Origin of the sequence: Anaerovibrio slackiae (genome assembly GCF_009695585.1) — a bacterium.
GTDB classification, from domain to species: Bacteria; Bacillota; Negativicutes; order Selenomonadales; family Selenomonadaceae; genus Anaerovibrio; species Anaerovibrio slackiae.
Window position 1 is genome coordinate 1 of sequence record NZ_VUNR01000036.1, and the last position, 21,706, is coordinate 21,706.

The following is a 21,706-nucleotide window of genomic DNA, read 5'->3' on the forward strand; positions in this document are numbered from 1 at the left end:
GAGTATCTGATTGGGCAGTTTGCAGCCGGTTCTGGCAAGAAGGCTGGCGAGTTTTATACGCCACAGGCTGTTTCTTCGCTGATTACGCGGATTGTGACCAGTGGCAAGGCCGATAAGCATGGATATTCTATCTATGATCCTTGTATGGGTTCGGGTTCACTTTTGTTGCAGGCAAAGAACTATCTTGAGGAGTCAGTGCGGAATACAATTCAGTTTTTTGGGCAGGAGCGTTCTCATACCACATACAACCTTGCCAGAATGAATATGATACTGCATCATGTGCCTTTTACTCAGCAGCATTTCAGGAATGGTGATACCTTGGGAGCAGACTGGCCGACAGAGGAACCTACCAGCTATGACAGCGTTGTGATGAATCCGCCATATTCTCAGGCTTGGAGTGGGGATAAGGGATTTATGAGCGACCAGCGTTTTCAGCCTTATGAAAAGCTGGCTCCAAAAGGAAAAGCGGATTTTGCTTTCCTGCTGCATGGATTTTATCATTTGAAAAATGATGGCACCATGGGGATTGTTCTGCCTCATGGTGTGCTGTTCAGAGGTGCTGCCGAGGGAGTAATTCGCAAGCATTTGCTGGAAAATGGCAGTATTTATGCTGTTATAGGTATGCCGGCTAATATCTTTTTTAGTACGGGTATTCCTACGTGTGTTGTTATTTTGAAGAAAAATCGGGATAGCCGTGATGTGCTGTTTATTGATGCCTCTAAGGAATTTAAGGCTGGCAAGGCGCAGAATGTGATGGAGCAGGAGCATATTGATAAGATTGTGAAGGCTTATCATGAGCGCAAGGATGTGGAGAAGTTTGCGCATCTGGCTAGTTTTGAGGAAATTCAGGAGAATGATTTTAATCTCAATATTCCGAGGTATGTTGATACTTTTGAGGAGGAAGAATTGGTGGATATTGCTGCTGTGCAGGAAAGGTTGAAAGTGCATAGAGAGGAAGCTGCTGCGCTTGATGAACAATTGGCTGGTTTTTTTAAAGAATTGGGATTATGAGAGTGGTATAGCGTGCATGGATTGTAAGTGTGAACATGGCTTCTAAGTTACAGACCTACGGCAATAATATCAATTATAGTAGAATTTTGATAGATAAAATATGATTGAGAGGTGACATATATGGTTGTGCCGAAGTTGAGATTTAAAGGATTTACAGGTGAATGGGATAAAATAAAATTATCTCAAATTGCAGATATAATAAAAGATAAAAATGATGGTGCCGAGCATCCGGTTATGATGCTTTCTGCTGTAAAAGGGTTTATAAATCAACAAGAAAAATATTCTAAAGATAACGCTGGTAGTAGTTTGAAAAAGTATACACTGCTCCGCCGTGGAGATTTAGCTTATAATCGAGGAAATTCAAAGTTAAAAAAGTATGGTTGTATTTTTGAATTGGAAAATTCATCAGCATTAGTACCTTATGTATACCATTGTTTTCGTATGAAAAATGGTAACTCAACTTTTTATGGAAATTATTTAAATTCTGGTAAAATTGATAAAGAATTAAGAGGTATAATTTCATCATCGGCTAGAATGGACGGGTTGTTGAATGTGTCAGAAAAAGACTTTGTTAATATATTGGTTTCTAAACCAATATTGTCTGAACAGCAAAAAATAGCCGACTTTCTTACCACCTTTGATAAGCGTATTACTGCACAGCAGAATATTGTAACTGACCTTGAGGAAACGAAGAAGGGATTGCTCCAGAAAATCTTTAGTCAGGAGATTAGGTTTAAAGATGACAATGGGCAGGATTATCCAAAGTGGGAAAAGAATTTGTTAGCTGATATAATTGTTTGTTTTTCCGGGGGCACACCAAAATCAGATTAAAAAGACTATTATGTTGGTAACATTCCTTTCATACGTTCTGGAGAAATTCATAAGGCGAATACGGAATTACATATATCAGAAGACGGGTTAGCAAATTCATCTGCTAAAATGGTTAAAAAAGGCGATTTGTTGTATGCTTTGTATGGTGCTAATAGTGGAGAATGTGATATATCAAAGATTAGCGGAGCAATTAATCAGGCTGTTTTATGTATTCGCCCAATAAAAGATAATGTTTATTATATTTTTTTATGGTTGAGTTATTTCAGAAAATACATAGTAAGTACTTTCTTACAAGGTGGGCAAGGGAATTTATCGGCAACCACTATAAAGAGATTAAGTGTAATGTTACCTTGTATAGAAGAACAGAGGAAAATAGCAGACTTTCTGTCAATTTTCGACAAAAAAATAACTGCTGAAAAGCAAGTTCTTTCTGACCTTCAGGAGATAAAGAAGGGATTGCTTCAGCAGATGTTTGTGTAAGGGGGTGTGGTTATGGCAGAACTTGAAGCGGCAATGGAGAAAAATCTTATAGCGCAGTTGACTACAGGTATTTCCCAGTGGACTTACCGCAAGGATATTACTACAGAGGAAGCTTTGTGGCATAATTTTCGTGAGAAGCTCAATCAGAATAATCAGGCGGTACTGGATGGGGAGCTGCTTACTGATGAGGAGTTTGGGCAGATTAAGAACTTTATGCTGGAACAGGCGCAGACGCCTTACAAGGCCGCCTTATGGCTTGCTGGGGAGAATGGTGAGGCTGTTATTCCCCTTGTCCGTGAGGATGCAGCAAAGGGGACGATACATTTATTTGCTGTGAGCAGCAGGGAGATTGCTGGCGGTCGTTCCTGCTATGAGGTCATCAATCAATATGTGTCAGCTAAAGAGGGCAGTGGTGACAGGGAACGCCGCTTTGATGTCACCCTGCTGATTAATGGTATGCCCATGATACAGATTGAGCTGAAGAATCAGAATCACCCCTTCATGGATGCCTTTCGGCAGATTAAGAAGTACAAGGTGCAGGGCAAGTTCAAGGGCTTGTTCGGGCTGGTGCAGATGTATGTTGTGACCAACGGCAGCAACACACGTTATATTGCTGCTGACACTGGTGACAGGCTCAACGAGAATTTTCTTACCACATGGGTTGATAGCTCTAATCATCCCGTGGAGAATTATCTGCAATTTGCCAGGAGCGTGCTTCGCATTCCAGAGGCTCATCAGATGATTGGGTTCTACAGCGTGTTGGATGCTGAGAGGAAGAAGCTGCTGTTATTGCGTCCATATCAGATTCATGCCATTGAGGCGGTGAAAAAGGCGTCAGGGGAGGGGAAGTCAGGTTTTGTATGGCATACCACCGGCTCAGGCAAGACCATGACCTCCTACACAGTCACTAAGAACTTGCTGACGATACCTAGCGTAGACAAGACTATCTTCCTGATTGATCGCAAGGATTTGGATCAGCAGACCAGCACATCTTTCAAGGCTTATGCGGAGAATGATGCCGTTGACATTGAGGACACCCAGAATATTGGCGAGCTTGTAAGGAAACTGTACAGCAACGACCGCATTGCCATTATCACTACTATTCAGAAGTTGCAAATTCTCATTAAGAGGTATAGCAGCGAAGCGAAGAAGGACAGCACGAAAACTAAGAAATTCCATGGTTTGAGGATTGGTTTTGTAGTGGATGAGTGCCATCGTACTGTAACGCCTGAAACCCAGCGAATGATTATGAATTTTTTTGAAAGCTCATTGTGGTACGGCTTCACTGGTACGCCGATTTTTAAGGAAAATATGCGGGCCAGGAAGGGAGATTTGCCTCGGACTACTGAGGGCATGTTCGGCCCGTGTCTGCACAAGTATACTATTCGTGAGGCATTGCACAACAAGGCTGTGCTGGGTTTTCAGATTGAGTACAAGGACACTATTTCCTACGAGCAGATTTGTGTCATTGGTGAGCAGATGGGCGTAGGAAAGAAGCATGAGCTATTGGTCAATGAAGATCGTAGCAAAGTTACTTACACGGTTATGAGAGAGGTCAAGGTACAGGACACTGACCCATACGCCAACGATATTCATCGTATGGAGGTTATTGACTTCATCATCAACAAGTGTGCTGGCAAGTTCAGACTTTCGGCAGAACGTGGTGATGCCTATGAAGCTATACTGACAGTTAAGTCCATCAGTGATGCCCAGTGTTATTATCGTCTGATGAAACAGTTTGTGGCAGAGGGGAAGGTAGCGGAGCATGTACGCAGTAAGCTGAATGATTTTCCGCGGATTGCCATCACCCATACCGTTACCGAGAATGATGATGATTCAATTCAGAACCAGCAGTTCATGCTGGAAGCCATGCAGGATTATAATGCCATGTTTGGGACGAATTATGGCCTTGACAGCCAGAGGGCATATAACACGGATTTGAATGACAGGCTGGCAAGGAAGAAGGGGCAGTATCGCCTGCGGGAAAACCAGCTGGATATTGTGATTGTTGTTGACCGCTTGCTGACAGGCTTTGATGCACCGCCTTGCGGTATTCTTTTTGTGGACAGGCCGCCTATGAGCTATCAGAATATCATACAGGCATTTTCCAGAACCAACAGGCTGTATGACAGGTCGAAGAAGTACGGCATGATTGTTATATTCCAGCGAGCTGAGGAATACAGAAAGGCTGTAGATGAGGCTCTTTGGCTGTATTCCAATGGGGGGACGAATGATGTAAGTGCTCCGCCTTTTGCGGAAATTGAGCAGGAATTTACCGAGGCTATCAGTGAGATAAGGAAGCTGGCACCTGCGCCTGAGGCTGTAGATAACCTGCTGAATGACAGGGCAGCTATGGCAAAGTTTGTGAAGCAGTTCCAGAAGCTGGACAAGTCTTTTGGGGAAATTCAGGTCTATATGGAGTGGGCTGACAAGGATTTGGAGCGTGATTATGGCATCAGCCATCAGGATTTTGATGATTATCTGGGAAAGTATCAGAATGTGCTGGAGGCATTGAAGCGTTCTCGTGATGATGATGGCGATGATGTAACCATTGACATCGAGTATGAGCTGGAAACCATCAGGATTGAAATAATAGACTACAGGTATCTCATGTCATTGATACAGCGGCATATCCCTGATGAGGACCAGATTATTGTAGAGGCTGTACATGATGAAAATATTGAAAAGTACATCGACCAGCTGGCGGAAAGCAATCCGGGCCTGGCAGCTGTCATCAGGCAGTTCTGGGAAGATATGAAGGCTCATCCTGAAGCCTACAAGGGCATGGACGCCATGAATGTTATTGAGCAGCGTATAGATAACATCATTAATCAGCAGGTTGATATGCTTGTCAAAGAATGGTGCGTCAAGAAAAATGAGGTGCTGTTTGTGCTGGAGAACTACAAGAAGTCTGCGCCAATCGTTGTAGGGAATGACTATGAGAAGTTCAAGCAGACACATAATATGAGCAAGCTCATGTATAAGAGAAAGGTCAAGGAAGCCATTGCTGCCTTGGCGGAGAAGATAAAACCTTTGCTGGATAAGTAAGAAAAAAGCCTCCCCTTTTGTAGAGGAGGCTTTTTATAGTATTCAAGTTGAAAAAGTGCTATAATATTCTACATCAGGAAAGAGAGGTGGGAAGTCATGCAGTTGACGGAGTTGCAGCGTGAAGCGCAAAAAGTAATTAGAAAATCCAGTGCCAGAGAGCTGGAAAAGCTTAACAAGGCTGGCCTGACTGATTTGTGCAGGGAGTTATCAGAAGTCCTTAGTCGTATCAATAACAGGATTTTAACGGAGACAGAGGCTCGTGTAAAGCTTGAGATAGAGGATACGAGGAAGGAACTTGCCAATGTAAAAAAGGATAGAGCTCGGATTGCAGAAAAAGTACAGAGTCTGGAGGATGAAGTTGAGCAGTTGAAGATTCATTCCCCGAACTGGGGGGGCAAACGTGAAGGTGCTGGCAGAAAGAGCAGTGGTGTAAAGAGATTCAGCAGGGTTGTGATTTGCTCCAGCAGAGAGGCTGAGGCCTATAAGAAATATGCCAAGGCTGGCAATGAGACGTCGTTTGAGAGCGTGTTGCGGTCAGTTAGGAAGGATGAGATAGGAGACGTGAAGAAACGATATTTGTACCTGTCTCTGGACGAATGGGAACGTGTTAAGAAAATTATAAATAGCAGAAAATCAAGATGAATAGCAACTTAGTATATAAAAAGTGTGCTATTTGGCTGCTTTGGCTCGTTTTTCTCTTACCCTTCGGGCTAGAGTTGATATGGAAATGCCTGTTTTGCGGGCTACCTGCTTGTAGCTTAGTCCTTCTTCCAGAAGTTCCAGAGCATGGTCTGTCTGTGATGCAGGAATACGAGGCCTTCCGTCAACAAAGTCAGCTTTCTGCTTGGCGATAGCTTTGCCAGCCTGAGTACGCTCGATAATCATATCACGCTCAAACTGGGCAAAAGCAAGCATGATATTAGCGATGAGTTTGCCAGTAGGCGTGTTGTCCAGCAGTCCTATATTCAGGATATGAACCTTGATACCTTTCTTCATAAGGTCATTGATGAGGTTGATACCTTCTCCTGCATTGCGGGCTATCCTGTCCAGCTTGGTGACTACGAGCGTGTCATCGGGCTGAAGCTTGTCCAGCAGCTGGATAAAAGCAGGACGATGTGTTGTGGAGCCAGTATACTGCTCTACGATAATCTCTTGACAGCCAGCGTTCGTTAGCTGCTCCTGCTGGTCGGCAAGGCTGTTTCCAGAAGCTGCCTGTCCTGCGGTTGATACTCGTGCATAGCCATAAATCATTTTTTATCCCTCCTACTATTGACAATGACTTTTGACAACGCCTGATGCCTTAATTTTACTGGGTATATACATCGTTGTCAATAGTGTTAAGTTATGACAATAAGAAGAATAAATATTTGTGTATGAGGCAACATTTTGGTAAAATATAGGTGTAGCTGGATTAAGTGAGGAGTGGTTGTGTTGACTCATGGAAGAAAAATGAAATTGGCAGTGAAGGACACAGTATTCAGGGACTTATTTTCCCAGAAAAAGTACCTTTTGCAGATGTATCAGACACTGCATCCAGATGATACAACCATAAAGGCAGATGATTTGGATATTGTGACATTAAAGTCAATACTTATGAACGGCATATACAATGACTTGGGCTTCATGGTCAGGGGCAGCCAGCTGATGGTTCTGGTGGAAGCTCAGTCAACATGGTCTCCTAATATCGTTATTCGTTCCCTGATGTACTTGATGGAGACTTATCAGGACTATTTCAGGGAAAACAAAATTAAGTTGTACGGCAGCCATAAGGTCGATATGCCGAAGCCTGAGTTGTATGTTATCTATACTGGTGACAAGGGAAGCCATCCTGATGTGTTGTCACTGAAAGATGAGTTTTTTTCTGACACAGATTGCTGCATAGATGTCAAGGTAAAGATTATTTACCTTCAGGATAGCGATGATATTATCAGTCAGTATATAGGCTTTTGCAGGGTATTTAATGAGCAGGTAGCATTGTATGGCAGGACGCTGACAGCAGCAAAAGAGATTATCAGGATTTGTCGTGACAGAAATCTGCTCAAGGAATACTTGGGTGAACGTGAGAAGGAGGTCGAGGAAATTATGCTTACTTTATTTGACCAAGAATATATCTGGAACCTAGAGAGAGATAGCATAAGATCAGAAGCTTTGGCAGAGGGGCGGAATGAGGGAATTTGGGAAACTAAGACTCAGACAGTATTAAAAATGTTCAGACGTAATATGCCAGTTGAAGATATTGCCGATATTAGTGGATGTTCCGTGGAGGAAGTTAAGGAAATATTAAAAAATGCTGCGGTTCTTCATTGAGTATGAAATCACCTGAAAATGGATAGGCGTGGGAAGATATTGGTTGTGCAGCAGCAGGAGTGGCAGGAACAGCAACTTCAGCTTTGGTTGCTACGAGTGCAGGAGCCGCACTGGCAGCAACGGCGGGTGGAGCAGTAATGATTGCTGCTGCTCCGTGGTTGCTGCTCCAGGGCAGTATTCTCTTTCGTTGGGAGTCTGTTTGATTAATAGCAAATAAATAACGCCCTGCTAGATTTGCTCTAGTGGGGCGTTCATTTTTTTATTTTGAATCGCTAAAAGATTGTATTTCATTTGGATCTATATTAAAAAAATCCATTATCTCATCCGTTTCGTTCTTTTTTTGTTGATGGTTTGATAAAATAGCCATACATTCGTCAATTGAGAGGTTGTTTTCTTCGATTAGATGTATAATACTCTTTGCTTTATTCAATGTTACTATTTCTTCTAGCTCTTTTATTTTCTGCTTTGATTTTGACAGTTCTTCTTTCAGTTTTTCATAATTAAGCTTTTCTGCTTTCAGCAATTCTTCAGCCGTTTTCTTTTTACCTTTTGCCATGTTGTTTACCTCCAATAAGTTTTATATGTTGTATTCGACGTTTATCGTAAATATCCTCTTTTTTTATAAAATTTTAATCAAAAGCAGGATTTTTTAATTTTTCGTAGAATATGATAACCGTAAAATATAATCATCTTACATTATGAGGAGGAGAAGTCATGTTTAAGAAAATCATTGCAGGTGTAGCGTTAGGTGCTGCTTTAGTTATGGGGGGACAGGTTGCTTATATAAACCAAGCAGAGGCTGTGGATGTATATGCAGGAGAACAAACAAAATTTGATATAAAGCAAGTATACTATATTGACACTGATACGTTATCACAGAATAATAACGGTACTATAATAAGAGTAAAAGCAAAATGTGTTCAAGATGGACAAAATATGGGATATTCATCTTATGAATTTGTAAAGAATAATGGTGAATGGTATGGTTGCGAAGATGGTAACAAGGCTTCTAAAAATCCTGTAAAAAGTGTTAAAGTATATCAGATAATCTTTAATGCTTGTCTGAATAACTTATAAGCACATAAGCGAGGCAGTAAATCTGTCTCGCTTTTTTATTTGTAAAACTATATGTAAGTTTTCTGACATCTATAGAAAATATATTTCTATAATACCTAATCGACTTGCTTGTATAACAATTATACCGATTTTGTGGGAAAGTACATTATATTGATTATTGTATCTATTACTTTACATGGTAGATTTTAATTCGTTTTTTCGTTTTCGGGAAATCATATAAAATTTGTTACAGGAACATGGTTTAGATGAGATTTTTGTACATTTCCTCCAACTGATGAATTGGATTTTGTACATGACAGACCTTATCTCCATCAGTTAATGGCACTGGATTGATACCAAGTTGACGCAGTTTCTTAATATGATTGTTAAATGTTTGAGTTGTACCTTTTAGTGTAACGGAACTATTCTTGAGAGCATAGCCAGTAACGTATTTTTCTTTGGCAACTGCTATACTCCTTGTTTGGGCTATCATCTTTGTTATATTTATAAGTTTTTCAGACATACTGTCCGTGCAGCTTTTCCTGAGTATGCTCTTTATATTACTTCTATCGTAGAAATCTTCAATACCAATGGTATTTTTATATCCTGATATAAGCTCATTGTATGCTATATCCTTATCCAGAAAATTTAGCACATTAGAAGATTTGAGAGCATATTTCTGAACAAGATTTTTAATTCCCTGCTTACTGAACTGAATTTCAAATCTGATGATTTCTCGTGCAGATGCTTCCAAAGTGCGTTTTTGATTTGTGTTTATATAGTTCATATTTGCGATTTCTGCTGCTTTGTCGTAGATTATGATTTTTCGGCTTTTATTCTTTTCAGCAGCAGATTGTTCATACCGCTTTTGTGTATCAGACTTGCATAGTTTAGTTCTGTTATACATACTGGTTTTGTGTATAACCTTATAAAATGCAGAACGTTTATCAGGCTCTCTTATTTTGAAATTGAATGAGTAATCTATTCGCTTGGCAAGCATTTTATCAAATGTGAACTCATCATACAACGCGGGGAGAAAACACTTTATAAAACGGTCAAATTGTTCATTCAAAAGGGAAATATTATTAGCGGTTGGTATAAAAAGATTTACGCTAGGAGGTTCATTTTGATGAATTAGGCGATACGGATTAACTACAAATCTTAGTTGAAATGCGACTGTATAGTTTTTTTCATCAGTTGCCATATCAATAGTTTCTATTCCATACCTTATAAGCTGAATTGCGTTTATGCCGAAATAAAGCGAGTTAGGGTAATATGTACATTTTCTATAAAGATGATCAAATGCTTCATCTGTTGAAAAATACATTGACTGAAACTGAGGAGGTTTCTTCATTTTCTTTAGAATGTAGGATATAGTACTCTCATCAGGATAAATGTCCTTGCCAATGGTCATCGTATGTATCATAGTAATCTCCTTGTGTTCATTAAATGTTTTATCATAAGATTTCGTAACACTGGAGTTACAAAATTTTTTACTCCTTGTCGAAGCCTTGCTCCGACTGCGTTCGTAATGAAAATTTTTTCTTAAACTCCATGTGCCTTATATTATTATTAAAGGGCATGACCATTGATCACGCCCTATTTGTGTTATGGCTGTAAAAGTTTTAATCGCCTTGATGTGATAACCTGTAAAGCCATTTCATAAGATTTTTTCATTACACTGCGCCACATCGAACTTTTACCGTTTTCAAAATTATATATTGTTACAGAAGAGCAGCCGATTTCTTTTGATAGTTCTTTCCTTGAAATATGTAGTCCTTCGCGTTTTTGGCGATATATTTTCCCTTCGGTACGCCATAATTCTGGTAAGTTATCTTGACTAGTTATTTTATGAGTACGATATTCAAACATGATTTTTATCTCCTTTATCAATGAAAAAAGTTCTGATGTCTTTTCCAAAAAATCTGGAAATATTCAGCAGATTGCCAACGGAAATACTTCCACAACCATTTTCCCATCGACTTATAGTATTGATAGATATGTTTATTGCTTCGGCAAGGTCTTTTAGGCGTAAACCAGCTTCCTTGCGGAATTGTCGAATTTTGGTGAAATCAAAATTTATCATTTTAATGTCTCCTTGTAAATTAAGTCATTGACTGAACAGCCGTATAAGTGGCAGAGTTGCAGCAATTTTTCAGCCGGAATTGGTGTTTTTCCAGTCTCCCAGTGGCAAAGAGTTGAAGCTGTTATTCCGATAATTCTGCTTACAAACTTAACCGTGAATTTTCGTTTTTTTCTAGCATGTTGTAGCCAAAAAAGATTTAGATGTTCCATGTTTTTTCTCCTTTTATTTTTTTGCGCGTCTGCTCGTTTATTACGTTGTATAGGGGGCTTATTCACAAATTTAGGTAAATTTTTAAAAATTTTTTCTATATGCTCTTGAAAACTACGAAAATTGCTCTGTCTATATAGTAAATTTAATATTTTTTAGTGTAAAATTTTTAGCCCCCGCCCCATTTGGATTTAGAATAAACTCGTATAGTATGCCGTGCCATCAGTGATATGCTGGTGGCTTTTTATATTTTGAGGAGGAATTTTGTATGAAAAATTTTGTTCAAAACCCAGATTTTATGCGTTCCCAGCCACCATTGGCAGAAGTGCTATCTGATTTATCATCAGGCTATACTCCTGCTAACGGAGTGCGGTTTACGAAAGAACAGGACTTGGCAATCTCTCATATTGATGGTCTGACTGTAGTAAACAGCGGAGCTGGAGTTGGTAAAACGCTCTGCCTTGTAGCAAAGCTGGTTGAAATCCAAAACGTAAAGCCAGGTGCGAGGACACTTTGCCTTGCGTTTAGCAGGAAGGCAGCCATAGAAATTCGTGATAGAGCTGGCTCGCTGGAGGGCGTACAGGTCAGCACCCTGCACAGCCTCTGCTTTCATCTCCTGCGTGGTAATGGATATGGAAACTTTACGGTCATAACCAATCAAGCAATCACGGAGAGCGTCATCAGGCGTCTTATCGGCAAGGCTGACACCACAGTTGACGAGGTGATTGGCAGCCTCAACAATCCCAACATTACTAAAAAGGCTACAATCCGAGTAAGAGAGCGGTATCTTGAGTATCTGACGGAAAATCGGATGCTGACATTTGACACAATGCAGCTGTTTGCCGTCAGATTGCTGACTGCCAATACGGCTCTTAGGAAACGCTGGTGCTCATCATGGGAGTACATATTAATCGATGAGGCACAGGATTTGGACTATAACCAGCTCGCCATCATCAATATGCTGAAAGGAAGTACCAAGAATATCTGCCTTTTTGGGGATAATCGGCAGAGTATTTTCAGTTTTCGTGGCAGCGTCCCAGATGTAATCAATTCATTTGATAAATCTGCCACAAGGTTTGAGCTGACTATCAATCACCGTTCAAATGCTGGCATCATCGGACTGGCGAATAAGGTAATGGAGGACTACCCTGCCCTAAAATGCTCCAAAAGCCAGAAGGGATATTCATGTCCTGCTTACATGATTGCTGATAACGAGGCAGATGAGGCGAACGGTATCATTGAGCAGATTGGCAATTTGCATCAGCAGGGCAGTCAGTACAAGGATATTGCTGTGCTGTATCGGTCTGGTTTTGCTGCCAAGAAGGTTATTGAGCTTCTGCTGGAGAAGGGGATGCCGTTTGCATCACGCATCTCTGATGTACTGACCATTCAGCAATATCCTTATTCATCGATAATTAATTTGTTCCACGCAATTCTCTTGAACAATGATACTCGCACTATCAAGTCAATCCTGTCGGTGATGTACATGAAAGCTAATGCAATAAACCACATTGAGGAACTGGCAAGGGATAATGGCTGTACGCTTCTGGATGCGATGAAGCTCATGGAGCTGCCCTTCTTCCATCAGGATTATGTTGACGGCATGGTAGATGCCATGAAATCCGTTAAAGACAAATCACCATCCGAGGTAGTGCATGCCCTGCTGAATGCTGGCTTGAGGAAGTATCTTGGTACGGCAAACACTATGGTTGTTGAGTCATTTGCTGATGAGCTTCAGGAGTATGGCAGCTTGGAGCAGTATTTGCAGCATATTTCAGAAATCAGGGGTATGCTGGACGAGATGAAAAAGAGGACTGCTGATACTGATGATGTTATTCAGGTCATGTCAATTCATGCAGCAAAGGGGCTGGAATGGGATAATGTCTTTATTTGTGGCTGCTATGACGGAGCTTTGCCATCAAATAAAGATACAGCCGATATAAGCGAGGAACGGCGGTTGTTATACACTGCCATCACTAGGGCCAAGGAAAAATTGTACATCTCGATGCCGAAAGTTTCCACACAAAGCAAGGAACCCAATAAAATCTGTAGGTTCTTGTTAGAGGCTCTTGCTTAACAACAATATGTATACGCTGGTATCTCCTGCATTGTCAGGATTTTTTTTTATGCCTTTTTTTAGGTCTGTCTATGAAAGGGGGTGAGGCTATGAAGGACATTTTAGTCAGGTTAGCTGCTCTTATCCTGATTGGCACAATGCTTTATAACCTTCCAGCAAGTCTGGATGGAAGCATGGAGTTTCAGGACAAAGTGGTGGCAAATCATTTGGAGGCTAACAAGAGAATTTTGAAGTGAGTAAGAAAGGATGAGTTTTATGAAAAAGAACAATGACAATCTGTATCAGGAAGCCGTGGATAAGCTGCTTGAGATGTATCAGAAGGGCGAAATGCCAGAGGCTGTGTCGTGGAGCATCATTCGCAGGAGAAAGGGCGAGGTTGCTATTCCGTCTGACAAGTGGAGTATCGGCAATCAGATGTTGATGTACGCATACGGCACAGCTGACGCAAGAGGATTCAAGCAGTGGAACTCCGTCAATCGCTTTGTCAAGCAGGGGAGCAGGGCAATCCACATCCTTGCTCCATGCACCAAGAAGATAACGATGAAAAATCCTGATACTGGCATGGAGGAAGAAAAGATTTTTATTACTGGTTTTCGCCCTATCCCTGTATTCAGAATTGAGGATACCGATGGTGAGCCTGTCCCAGTGGTCGACTACACTCCTGATGAACTGCCGCCTCTTTGGGAAGCTGCTGAAAATCTTGGTATTCCTGTTACCTACATGCCGATGTGCAGAGCTGCCCTGGGGACATACAAGCTCAACGAGAATAAGGTCAATCTGTACAGTAAGGACGCTGTGGTCTACTTCCATGAGCTTGCCCATGCAGTGGAGCACAACTTTGTCCATAACTTGACTACGCTGGACGGAGAAATTGCGGAGGCTACAGCTGAGTTTGCAGCTATGGTGCTGTGCCAGATTACTGGAATAGAGGGCTATGAGAAGCAGGGCTTTGAATATATTGCCCGTTATGCCGGCAAAAAGAAGAAAACTGACAAGGCGGAGAGTGTTCTGAAGATGATTATGAGCATTATGTCCGATGTGGAGAAGATTGTAAACATCATTCTGGATGCTGCCGAGGGTATTCTGCCAAGCAAAAAAGCTCCTAAACTTGAGGCTGTCTGAACCACAGCTTCTGCAGGAGCTTTTAGATAAATATCATGCTTATCTTATCAAGGAGGAATGGATATGTCAAAGAAAATTTTAGCAAAGACAGAGGGCATGCTCCGTGAGGAATGGCTTGCACTTCGTAAGCAGGGAATTGGCGGAAGTGATGCAGCAGCAGCTTGCGGTCTTTCTCGCTGGAAAAGTCCGCTGGGCTTGTGGCTGGAAAAGACTTCCAGTGACACGCAGTCAGTCTACAATGAGGCAATGTTTTGGGGAACAACTCTGGAGCCAGTTATCCGTGATGTGTTCGCTACCAAGATTGGCAAGGTAGTCGAGGTCATGCCGTACATCTTCCAGTCTGAGGATTATCCGTTTATGATTGCTGACATTGATGGCATTATCCGTGAAGATGATGGCTCGGTGTCACTCGTGGAAATCAAAACGGTTTCGGCTTTTAAGGCTGGGGAATGGGCTGACGGTCTTCCTGCTGAATATTATATCCAGATACAGCATTACCTTGCTGTCTGTGAGCTTCCTAGGGCTTATGTGGTTTACCTGATTGGAGGAAATGAGCTGCATTATGAAATTGTGGAGCGTGATGAGGAAACCATCAGTACTATCATCATGCTTGAGTCTGCTTTCTGGGATAAAGTCGTGAGACGCCAAAAGCCTGATGTTGACGAGAACTCAGCAGAGGCACTTGACCAGCTCTATCCTGCCAGCAACAAGACCAGCATAATCCTGCCTGATGAAGCAGACAAGCTCCTTGATGATTACATGGCAATCAAGGCTATCGAGGACGATGTTAAGAAGCAGAAGAACCTTTTGGAGAACCAGCTCAAATCCATGCTAGGAGAAGCTGAGTGTGCTAAGTCAAGGAACGGTTTCTCCGTCAGCTGGAAGGAAGCAGTCAGCACTCGCCTTGATACGGCAGCATTGAAGAAAGAACAGCCAGACCTTGTTGCCAAGTATACTGTCAGGAGCTGCTATAGAAGGTTTAGTGTCTACAAGCCGAAGAACAATACCGACAACAAGTAAGATACATATTAGGAGGAAATCAAGATGATTTATGCAGTCGAAATCAAGGAAACAATGTCCCGTGTTATCTATGTAGCCGCAGGGAGTGAGCGTGAGGCTCTTGCAAAGGCTGATGGGCTGTACACCAGTGGCGAGATAGTATTGGGTGCCAGCGATTTTGTAGACTACGACATCAGCCTTGCTGATGATGAGTGCTAAACCTGTAACTGAAAAAAGATTGTACGGCTCTCAGGCTTCGGTCTGGGAGCCATTTTTTTGAAAGGAGTTTATCAAGATGAAAAATTACTTAACATTGAACCGTATCAAGCTGGTGAGGGAGAAGGATATAGAATATGACGCTCCGCATATCATTACCTGCCCAGAGGACGCAGTAGAGGTAGCCAATGCTATATTCGACATGGAGAACCTTGCAGAAGAAACGATGATTGCTCTGTTGCTGGACATGAAAAATCATGTAATTGGGGCCCATGAGCTGTCACATGGCACTATTGATTGCTCCATAGCAAATCCGAGGGAACTGTTCAAGGCTGCTCTCCTGCATAATGCATCTTCGGCAATCCTGTGCCACAATCATCCATCTGGCAATCCTGCTCCAAGCCTTGATGACATAAAAACAACGGAGATTTTTATGAAGCTTGGCAGGATGATGGGGATTGAAGTGTTCGACCATATTGTCATTGGCTATCAGACATACATCAGCATTAAAGAAAAGCTTGCAAAGTAATGAAAGGAAGGATAACTATGAATATCAACGACATCAAAGCAGCTCTTGCACAGAGGGCAAACGGATTAAAAATGCCTGTAATGACTGGGGCTACAGCTCCTATATCAGTCGATAATACTGCGTCAGATCATGGCAACAATGTTGCACCTGTTCAGGAATCTGTATCTACAGCAAAAACTGATGTAAAGGCTGAAACTGCCGATAACAATTCTGCCATTCAGGCATCTGTAAAAGTTGCTGAGGAAAAGCCAAAGCGTACTCGCAAATCTCGTACTGCAAAGCCAGCAAAAGAGGAGCAGACCACACCAGAAAATCCTGAGAATAAAGTACAGGAAATGACCGAAAGCATTGAAGTTGTTGTGGCAAAAATACTGAAGCCCTATGCCGATTATGGTGTTATTCAGGGCTGCAAGAAGCCAAGTCTGCTGAAGGCTGGAGCTGAGAAGCTGGCTGCATATTATGGTTACAGCACCAGTATCGAGGTCGTAAACCGTTATGAGAATTATGATAAGGGACTGGTGGCATACGAAATCAAGGTTACGGTCTGCAAGGGAGATGGAAGTGTTATTGCCGAAGGAATCGGTGCAGCCAATTCCCGTGAGCGGAAGTTCCTGCGTGGAGATTTCTTTAGCCAGATTAACACTGTCCTGAAGATGGCGAAGAAGCGTGCATACGTTGATGCAATCCTTACGGCTACTGGAAGCTCCAGCCTGTTTACTCAGGATATGGAGGACATAGCTGCTGGCGATACTAAAATGGAGAATGTAGGCTGATGATTTATGGAATAAAAATAAGGAGGGGACGTTCCCCTCCTTTATGCTTATATGATTGTATATGTTGTTATTGTTGTTCAACATTAGCAACACTTATATGATTTTGTTTGTTTTATTTACCTTGGTGTTCATACCGAGTTTCTGATTCATAAGAGTGAGTTGTTTCAAGACAGGCTTATATTCAATAAGAGCGGTTTCGAGGACTTCTTGCACAAATATATTTACAGATACATTTCGGATTTTTGCTAACTGTTTTATGTCTGCTGCCATTTGCTCAGGTACTATTAGATGAAGATGCTGACGTCCTGGAAACTCTCTCTTTGGAGTTTTTGCTTTCTTTTGATTCTGTTGTTCAACACCATCAGCATTATCAATATCTGTCATTTTAGCCGTTGTTGTTATATCTTCCTGATTGTTTTGTTGTTGCTTTTGTTGTTCAATATTAACAACAGGGTGTTGAGCTGGCTGTGGCGGCATGAATTGTGCAGCTGCCCCTTGAGATTTGTCAAAAGGATTCAGAGGTGAAGTAGAAAAACTTTTTTGTTTTGCCATTTTTTACTTAACCTCCTCTACGAAAATCTCATTTATCAGTGCTCTGTAATCTTTTGCAGCATTACATTTATTGTCATAAGTAAATATATCTTCCCCTTTTGCTTGTGCTTCTTTTACAGCGGTATTGTCGCGTATCTTATTCTTAAATACTTTGCTGCTCATCTGAGCAGCAGCATTTTCAAACATGAGGGTAAGGTCTTTGGATAAGCGTGTACGTTCATTATACCTAGTTAAAAGGATGCCTGTTACTTTGAGTTTTTTGTTGCAATACCCACGAGCTGTCTCGATTGTATTATAAAGCTGAGATACACCTTGTAGACTTAGTATGTCTGCCTGTGCTGGCATAATAACTTCATCGGCAGCAATGATAGCGTTAGCTGTGATAGTTCCAAGAGCTGGAGGTGTATCAATTATTACAACATCATACTTATTGACCTTCCCCTTCAGGGTTTCCTGTAATTTGAATGGTTTACTGATAGGATCAGTGAGTCTGCCATCAATTGATGCCAAAAACATGGAAGCTGGGATGATGTCATACTTATCCTTATTCTGGATACCTGCGGACAGAGGTTGCTCACCTACCAAAATCTCAAGCATTGTTACTACGTTGCTATCTTTATCGTCAGTAGTTGCACCGCAAAGAACTGATAGATTGCTCTGCGGATCCAAGTCTATCAATAATACTTTTTTACCGAGGTCGTATAGCCCAGCTGCCAGTGATTGTGCAGTTGTACTTTTGCCTACGCCACCCTTTTGGTTGGCTATTGCATAAATCTTTGCCATTTTTCAAAACTCCTAGAAAAATTTTTTTATAATTTTATGATAACAGATGATTGAACAACACGCAATAAAATAATTATATTGAACAACAAAAACAACATGATGTTGTTGCTTTTGTTGTTGTTGTTGTTCAACATAAGCAACATATACAACATGATGTTGTTGCTTTTGTTGTTGTTGTTGTTCAACATAAGCAACAAAAGCAACATAAGCAACACAAGGTTTTATGCAGCTTAGAGTGGAGCAGCAAGTATTGACTCAGGTCATTATCAGTGCTATCATTGATGATAGTTTAGTATTTAGGCTCAAACTTAATAATTAGCACAAAAAAACGCTCCCATCAGGATTGCCGTCCCGATGAGAGCTGTTGCACATATCCCCCCCAAAAAAAACACCACAAAGAACATTAAAGGGAATATGCTCATTGTCTATGAAAGATTGTACCTTGTTCGACATTTTTTGTCAAGAGGTATAGTTAAGATAGTGGGGGATTATGTGCAGCTTGTGCGTGGTATCACGACTGCAAGCTGGGTTTAGTCAGCCCCTGCCTCGTTCAGCTGAGGTAGCTTACTCCGTTAGAGGGAGCTTTTTTTAGTCTCGATGCGTTGAGGGTGCAACTCCTTCATCTGAGCCTGCTGGGTTCGTCACAGCAGGCAATAACTGTCCTGGGATATGGGTGACACCATAGATGAGGCATACCGCGTCAAAAGATTTAGCCACTAGCTGATAACACCAGACCGAGCCAGCTGCTCCTTGTGGAGCATAAGACGCGAAAGGGAAATGAAAGCCGACCGACACACCAGTTTACGCCGTGTGCGGTCTTTTTTATTGCCTTGCTTTTGGTTCTTCGGAACCTATAAGGCAGGGCAAACTCTGCCTCCCTCCTCCCAGTTTACAGGTGTTCGTGCTACTCGTCAAGTTATAATTATCGTAAAAGTTTGGTCGTTAGCAAGGTTCAGATGAGTTGGCGTTTAATGGGATAGTAGATTTCTCCTGTGAGTTTTGATGGCAACAATTGTACACCAGTGCATTGTAATAGATAACAAAAAAATATTAATGTTTTATAGAAAATTATTTGACTTACAATTAGGATAGTGGTATACTCAAATCAACAAAAGATGTTGGTAATTTTTAGGATTGCTATTTGTTATTGATAACAATGCAGGATTGGGAGGTTTATTATGAAATTATACGAAGATATGACTAAAGAAGAATTTGATGTACTCAAGGCTTTGGACACTCGCAAGTTTGAGTATGCTGGTATGGAATTGCTGGGCAAGGCTGGCGTAGAGCCTAAAGATATGTCGGACAGTGTTATTTCCTTGGCTGCATTGTCATATTTTATCAAGAAGTATGATATTGGCAGCGAGGGGGAGCTTCATGTATTCCTTGATGAAAATATTGAGGATATGGAGGTGAATAGGCCTCTGCAGGAGTTTGTGGCTGCTCATTGGAAGGAAATTCAGGAATTTTCGTATGTACCATTACAGAAAGAGCTGAAAGCGTTGGTTCTTTTCAGTAATTCTTCTGACAGGGGCGTCAGGAAGGATACGGAATATGATACTCCGGATAGTGTTGCTGAGTTGGCGATGGCTATTCTGGATATTCGTGGTGGCGATAACGTGCTTGATATGTGCTCTGGACGTGGAAATTTTCTCGTAAAATCTAGCATCGAGAACCATGAAGATTGTGCATATCATGGGATTGAAATCAATCCTTCTGCTGTAATTATCAGCAAGATAAAGTCTTTACTGTTAGGAAATAAGTTTACGGTAGAGAAGCAGGACATTCTCCAGATGGATAGTTTGGAGAATAAGTACGACAAAGTATTTTCAGAACCGCCTTATGGTGCTATGTTTGAGGGTAAAGTAAGTTCTGCATATACAGATGAACTCAGTAAGTATATTCCTAAAGGATTGACGAAGAAAGCTGATTTTTTGTATATGATACTTCCTATGTTGCACCAGAAATGCGGTGGAAAGACAGTTGTTTTGGCTACTCATGGTACTTTGTTCAGGATGGGGCGTGAGGCAGCCATTCGTGAAAATCTTATCAAGTCCGGTAAGGTTGAGGCTATTATAACGTTACCACAAATGCTTCTGTCTTATACATCTATTCCGCTTGTGGCATGGGTATTCAGTGACAATAACAGCTCTGTAAGAGTAGTAGATGCAAGTGAACTTGGGCAGGAAGTTGGCAGGAAATCTATCGCATTATCGGCAGATGACATTAAACGCATAATGGAAGCATTGAAGCAGGATAGCGATATAAGTAAAAGTGTCTCTATGGAGGAGTTAGCCAAGAATGAATATGTGCTCATGCCGAAACGTTACCTTAATACGATTAAGATAGAAAATGGCGTAAAGCTGATAGACTTGATGAAGAAGCAAGGACGTGGTATGAATATAGCCTCTCCAGACTTATCTGAGCAGGACACAGGAAACGGTCGTTACTTAATGCTGCAAAATATTTCTGATGGTACAGTTAATGTAAATCTGCCATATTTAGTTGATACTCCAAAGCAGTATAGCAAGTATACTGTTCAGGAAGGTGATTTGCTGGTATCTCGTACTACTCCGTTCAAGATTGCGATTATGCCGAAGGTTGAGGAAGATGTTATAGCCAGTGGTAATCTGTATGTTATCACGCTTGACTCAGAGAAGGTAAATCCTTTCTATGTTATGCTGTATCTTAACAGTAAACTTGGGCTTCAGCAGCTGATGATGAAGTGTACAACAGGGATTCTTGCTAATATTGCCAAAGCTGATTTGGAATCAGTAAAAATTCCTATGATTCCACGTTCAGAGCAGGACGAGTTGGTTGAAAAGTACAGTAAATTATTAGGAGAATTGCAGGAAGCTGAGGCAAAAGTAAATAATTTGCGGAATATGATTGGCAGCGTATTGGATTAAGGGGGAGCATTATTATGGCATTATCGAATTTGGGACCTGTACTTTGGGCTTGTGCTGATAGCATGAGGGGGAGTATGGGTGCTGATGAGTATAAGGATTATCTGCTTGGCTTGGTTTTTTACAAGCATATTTCTGATAGCCAGCTTTATGATGTTTATGACTTGCTGAGGGATGAGAAGCCAGAAAGCTTGGCAGAGGCTCAGGCGTTTTATGAGGAAGTATATGCTAATCGAAGTCAAAGTAATGAGGCTGCTGAGGAATGGAATGATCTGCAGCAGGAGCTGATTGACAAGTACGGCTTCGCCATTGCTCCTCATACTACCTTTACGGCTTTCTATAATCAGATAAATGAGAATGAGTTCACTACGGATAGCTTGCGTCAGGCCATGCGTGATATTGAGCAGAAGGTTTTTGATTTGGATGATGTGACGCAGATAAAGCCTTATGAGGATTTGTTTGAGGATTTTGATATTGATTCCAAGAGCCTGGGGGCAACACCGCGGGAGCGTAACAGGCTGCTGGCAGATGTTATTAAGAAGCTTCAGGCAGTCAACCTGAGTGAGTATGGTGCAGATGCTTTAGGGGACGCTTATGAGTATCTGATTGGGCAGTTTGCAGCCGGTTCTGGCAAGAAGGCTGGCGAGTTTTATACGCCACAGGCTGTTTCTTCGCTGATTACGCGGATTGTGACCAGTGGCAAGGCCGATAAGCATGGATATT

Annotated in this window: 24 protein-coding genes; 16 read left to right on the top strand and 8 right to left on the bottom strand. The window is 41.5% G+C overall.

Features of this window, described 5'->3' with window-relative positions:
- The 5 genes from FYJ84_RS12805 to FYJ84_RS12825 form a co-directional block, all read left to right on the top strand.
- Positions 1–1,011: type I restriction-modification system subunit M (locus FYJ84_RS12805; RefSeq protein ID WP_154407991.1), on the top strand; the 1,011-nt coding region annotated here is incomplete at its 5' end.
- Positions 1,012–1,131: 120 nt separating this feature from the next.
- The gene (locus FYJ84_RS12810) at positions 1,132–1,842 is read left to right on the top strand and encodes a restriction endonuclease subunit S (protein WP_154407992.1); all 711 of its coding nucleotides are present in this window, start codon (positions 1,132–1,134) and stop codon (positions 1,840–1,842) included.
- Between the two features lie 21 nt (positions 1,843–1,863).
- Positions 1,864–2,322: a restriction endonuclease subunit S gene (locus FYJ84_RS12815; RefSeq protein ID WP_328596396.1), complete on the top strand. Its 459-nt coding sequence runs from the start codon at positions 1,864–1,866 to the stop codon at positions 2,320–2,322.
- A gap of 12 nt (positions 2,323–2,334) precedes the next feature.
- The gene (locus tag FYJ84_RS12820; protein WP_154407994.1) at positions 2,335–5,370 is read left to right on the top strand and encodes a type I restriction endonuclease subunit R, EcoR124 family; all 3,036 of its coding nucleotides are present in this window, start codon (positions 2,335–2,337) and stop codon (positions 5,368–5,370) included.
- Positions 5,371–5,472: 102 nt separating this feature from the next.
- The gene (locus FYJ84_RS12825; RefSeq protein ID WP_154407995.1) at positions 5,473–6,012 is read left to right on the top strand and encodes a hypothetical protein; all 540 of its coding nucleotides are present in this window, start codon (positions 5,473–5,475) and stop codon (positions 6,010–6,012) included.
- 27 nt (positions 6,013–6,039) lie between these two features.
- On the opposite strand, the gene FYJ84_RS12830 is transcribed toward FYJ84_RS12825, so the two are convergent.
- Complete coding sequence (locus FYJ84_RS12830; RefSeq protein WP_154407996.1) at positions 6,040–6,621, bottom strand: recombinase family protein; 582 nt, start codon at positions 6,619–6,621, stop codon at positions 6,040–6,042.
- 204 nt (positions 6,622–6,825) lie between these two features.
- Between FYJ84_RS12830 and FYJ84_RS12835 the strand changes: the two genes are divergently transcribed.
- Positions 6,826–7,677, top strand: a complete 852-nt coding sequence (locus tag FYJ84_RS12835) for an RpnC/YadD family protein (protein ID WP_205764263.1) — start codon at positions 6,826–6,828, stop codon at positions 7,675–7,677.
- Positions 7,678–7,936: 259 nt separating this feature from the next.
- Here the strand turns inward: FYJ84_RS12835 and FYJ84_RS12840 are convergent, their stop codons facing one another.
- Positions 7,937–8,233: a hypothetical protein gene (locus FYJ84_RS12840; protein WP_154407997.1), complete on the bottom strand. Its 297-nt coding sequence runs from the start codon at positions 8,231–8,233 to the stop codon at positions 7,937–7,939.
- Positions 8,234–8,391: 158 nt separating this feature from the next.
- Here FYJ84_RS12840 and FYJ84_RS12845 point away from each other — a divergent pair, with 158 nt between their 5' ends.
- On the top strand, positions 8,392–8,754 hold the full coding sequence (locus FYJ84_RS12845; RefSeq protein ID WP_154407998.1) for a hypothetical protein: 363 nt from the start codon (positions 8,392–8,394) through the stop codon (positions 8,752–8,754).
- Positions 8,755–8,995: 241 nt separating this feature from the next.
- Here FYJ84_RS12845 and FYJ84_RS12850 read toward each other — a convergent pair whose 3' ends face one another.
- The 4 genes from FYJ84_RS12850 to FYJ84_RS12865 form a co-directional block, all read right to left on the bottom strand.
- On the bottom strand, positions 8,996–10,159 hold the full coding sequence (locus tag FYJ84_RS12850; RefSeq protein ID WP_154407999.1) for a hypothetical protein: 1,164 nt from the start codon (positions 10,157–10,159) through the stop codon (positions 8,996–8,998).
- Positions 10,160–10,341: 182 nt separating this feature from the next.
- Positions 10,342–10,605, bottom strand: coding sequence for a helix-turn-helix domain-containing protein (locus FYJ84_RS12855; protein ID WP_154408000.1), 264 nt, complete (start codon positions 10,603–10,605; stop codon positions 10,342–10,344).
- A complete protein-coding gene (locus tag FYJ84_RS12860; RefSeq protein WP_154408001.1) occupies positions 10,598–10,819 on the bottom strand; it encodes a helix-turn-helix domain-containing protein in 222 nt (73 codons plus the stop codon). Before FYJ84_RS12860 ends, FYJ84_RS12855 begins: the two co-directional genes overlap by 8 nt.
- Positions 10,816–11,028, bottom strand: coding sequence for a helix-turn-helix domain-containing protein (locus FYJ84_RS12865; RefSeq protein ID WP_154408002.1), 213 nt, complete (start codon positions 11,026–11,028; stop codon positions 10,816–10,818). The genes FYJ84_RS12860 and FYJ84_RS12865 overlap by 4 nt, the downstream gene beginning before the upstream one ends.
- A gap of 266 nt (positions 11,029–11,294) precedes the next feature.
- On the opposite strand from FYJ84_RS12865, the gene FYJ84_RS12870 reads away from it, so the two are divergent.
- The 7 genes from FYJ84_RS12870 (at position 11,295) to FYJ84_RS12900 (ending at position 16,742) form a co-directional block, all read left to right on the top strand.
- Entirely contained in the window at positions 11,295–13,103 is a 1,809-nt protein-coding gene (locus FYJ84_RS12870; protein ID WP_154408003.1) for an ATP-dependent helicase, read from the top strand.
- 89 nt (positions 13,104–13,192) lie between these two features.
- On the top strand, positions 13,193–13,339 hold the full coding sequence (locus FYJ84_RS12875) for a hypothetical protein (protein WP_154408004.1): 147 nt from the start codon (positions 13,193–13,195) through the stop codon (positions 13,337–13,339).
- Positions 13,340–13,358: 19 nt separating this feature from the next.
- Complete coding sequence (locus tag FYJ84_RS12880) at positions 13,359–14,225, top strand: zincin-like metallopeptidase domain-containing protein (protein ID WP_154408005.1); 867 nt, start codon at positions 13,359–13,361, stop codon at positions 14,223–14,225.
- 63 nt (positions 14,226–14,288) lie between these two features.
- A complete protein-coding gene (locus tag FYJ84_RS12885; RefSeq protein WP_205764264.1) occupies positions 14,289–15,245 on the top strand; it encodes a YqaJ viral recombinase family nuclease in 957 nt (318 codons plus the stop codon).
- 24 nt (positions 15,246–15,269) lie between these two features.
- Positions 15,270–15,443 carry a DpnD/PcfM family protein gene (locus FYJ84_RS12890; protein ID WP_154408007.1) on the top strand — a complete coding sequence of 58 codons (174 nt, stop codon included), beginning with the start codon at positions 15,270–15,272 and terminating at the stop codon, positions 15,441–15,443.
- 76 nt (positions 15,444–15,519) lie between these two features.
- On the top strand, positions 15,520–15,969 hold the full coding sequence (locus FYJ84_RS12895; RefSeq protein WP_154408008.1) for a JAB domain-containing protein: 450 nt from the start codon (positions 15,520–15,522) through the stop codon (positions 15,967–15,969).
- Between the two features lie 17 nt (positions 15,970–15,986).
- Positions 15,987–16,742: a hypothetical protein gene (locus FYJ84_RS12900; RefSeq protein WP_154408009.1), complete on the top strand. Its 756-nt coding sequence runs from the start codon at positions 15,987–15,989 to the stop codon at positions 16,740–16,742.
- Positions 16,743–16,835: 93 nt separating this feature from the next.
- Here the strand turns inward: FYJ84_RS12900 and FYJ84_RS12905 are convergent, their stop codons facing one another.
- Complete coding sequence (locus FYJ84_RS12905) at positions 16,836–17,294, bottom strand: hypothetical protein (RefSeq protein ID WP_154408010.1); 459 nt, start codon at positions 17,292–17,294, stop codon at positions 16,836–16,838.
- Positions 17,295–17,297: 3 nt separating this feature from the next.
- A complete protein-coding gene (locus tag FYJ84_RS12910) occupies positions 17,298–18,077 on the bottom strand; it encodes a ParA family protein (protein WP_154408011.1) in 780 nt (259 codons plus the stop codon).
- 1,178 nt (positions 18,078–19,255) lie between these two features.
- On the opposite strand from FYJ84_RS12910, the gene FYJ84_RS12915 reads away from it, so the two are divergent.
- Positions 19,256–20,986 (top strand): N-6 DNA methylase, encoded by a 1,731-nt coding sequence (locus FYJ84_RS12915; RefSeq protein WP_154408012.1) that lies wholly within the window; start codon positions 19,256–19,258, stop codon positions 20,984–20,986.
- A gap of 14 nt (positions 20,987–21,000) precedes the next feature.
- The coding region (locus tag FYJ84_RS12920; protein ID WP_154408013.1) for a type I restriction-modification system subunit M N-terminal domain-containing protein at positions 21,001–21,706 on the top strand (706 nt) is incomplete at its 3' end.

Excerpts from the sequence above, each read along its gene's own strand:
- FYJ84_RS12810 (WP_154407992.1), top strand. The coding sequence starts at position 1,132 with ATGGTTGTGCCGAAGTTGAGATTTAAAGGATTTACAGGTGAATGGGAT.
- FYJ84_RS12820 (WP_154407994.1), top strand. The coding sequence starts at position 2,335 with ATGGCAGAACTTGAAGCGGCAATGGAGAAAAATCTTATAGCGCAGTTG.
- FYJ84_RS12830 (WP_154407996.1), bottom strand. The coding sequence starts at position 6,621 with ATGATTTATGGCTATGCACGAGTATCAACCGCAGGACAGGCAGCTTCT.
- FYJ84_RS12840 (WP_154407997.1), bottom strand. The coding sequence starts at position 8,233 with ATGGCAAAAGGTAAAAAGAAAACGGCTGAAGAATTGCTGAAAGCAGAA.
- FYJ84_RS12845 (WP_154407998.1), top strand. The coding sequence starts at position 8,392 with ATGTTTAAGAAAATCATTGCAGGTGTAGCGTTAGGTGCTGCTTTAGTT.
- FYJ84_RS12850 (WP_154407999.1), bottom strand. The coding sequence starts at position 10,159 with ATGATACATACGATGACCATTGGCAAGGACATTTATCCTGATGAGAGT.
- FYJ84_RS12855 (WP_154408000.1), bottom strand. The coding sequence starts at position 10,605 with ATGTTTGAATATCGTACTCATAAAATAACTAGTCAAGATAACTTACCA.
- FYJ84_RS12860 (WP_154408001.1), bottom strand. The coding sequence starts at position 10,819 with ATGATAAATTTTGATTTCACCAAAATTCGACAATTCCGCAAGGAAGCT.
- FYJ84_RS12865 (WP_154408002.1), bottom strand. The coding sequence starts at position 11,028 with ATGGAACATCTAAATCTTTTTTGGCTACAACATGCTAGAAAAAAACGA.
- FYJ84_RS12870 (WP_154408003.1), top strand. The coding sequence starts at position 11,295 with ATGAAAAATTTTGTTCAAAACCCAGATTTTATGCGTTCCCAGCCACCA.
- FYJ84_RS12875 (WP_154408004.1), top strand. The coding sequence starts at position 13,193 with ATGAAGGACATTTTAGTCAGGTTAGCTGCTCTTATCCTGATTGGCACA.
- FYJ84_RS12880 (WP_154408005.1), top strand. The coding sequence starts at position 13,359 with ATGAAAAAGAACAATGACAATCTGTATCAGGAAGCCGTGGATAAGCTG.
- FYJ84_RS12885 (WP_205764264.1), top strand. The coding sequence starts at position 14,289 with ATGTCAAAGAAAATTTTAGCAAAGACAGAGGGCATGCTCCGTGAGGAA.
- FYJ84_RS12890 (WP_154408007.1), top strand. The coding sequence starts at position 15,270 with ATGATTTATGCAGTCGAAATCAAGGAAACAATGTCCCGTGTTATCTAT.
- FYJ84_RS12895 (WP_154408008.1), top strand. The coding sequence starts at position 15,520 with ATGAAAAATTACTTAACATTGAACCGTATCAAGCTGGTGAGGGAGAAG.
- FYJ84_RS12900 (WP_154408009.1), top strand. The coding sequence starts at position 15,987 with ATGAATATCAACGACATCAAAGCAGCTCTTGCACAGAGGGCAAACGGA.
- FYJ84_RS12905 (WP_154408010.1), bottom strand. The coding sequence starts at position 17,294 with ATGGCAAAACAAAAAAGTTTTTCTACTTCACCTCTGAATCCTTTTGAC.
- FYJ84_RS12910 (WP_154408011.1), bottom strand. The coding sequence starts at position 18,077 with ATGGCAAAGATTTATGCAATAGCCAACCAAAAGGGTGGCGTAGGCAAA.
- FYJ84_RS12915 (WP_154408012.1), top strand. The coding sequence starts at position 19,256 with ATGAAATTATACGAAGATATGACTAAAGAAGAATTTGATGTACTCAAG.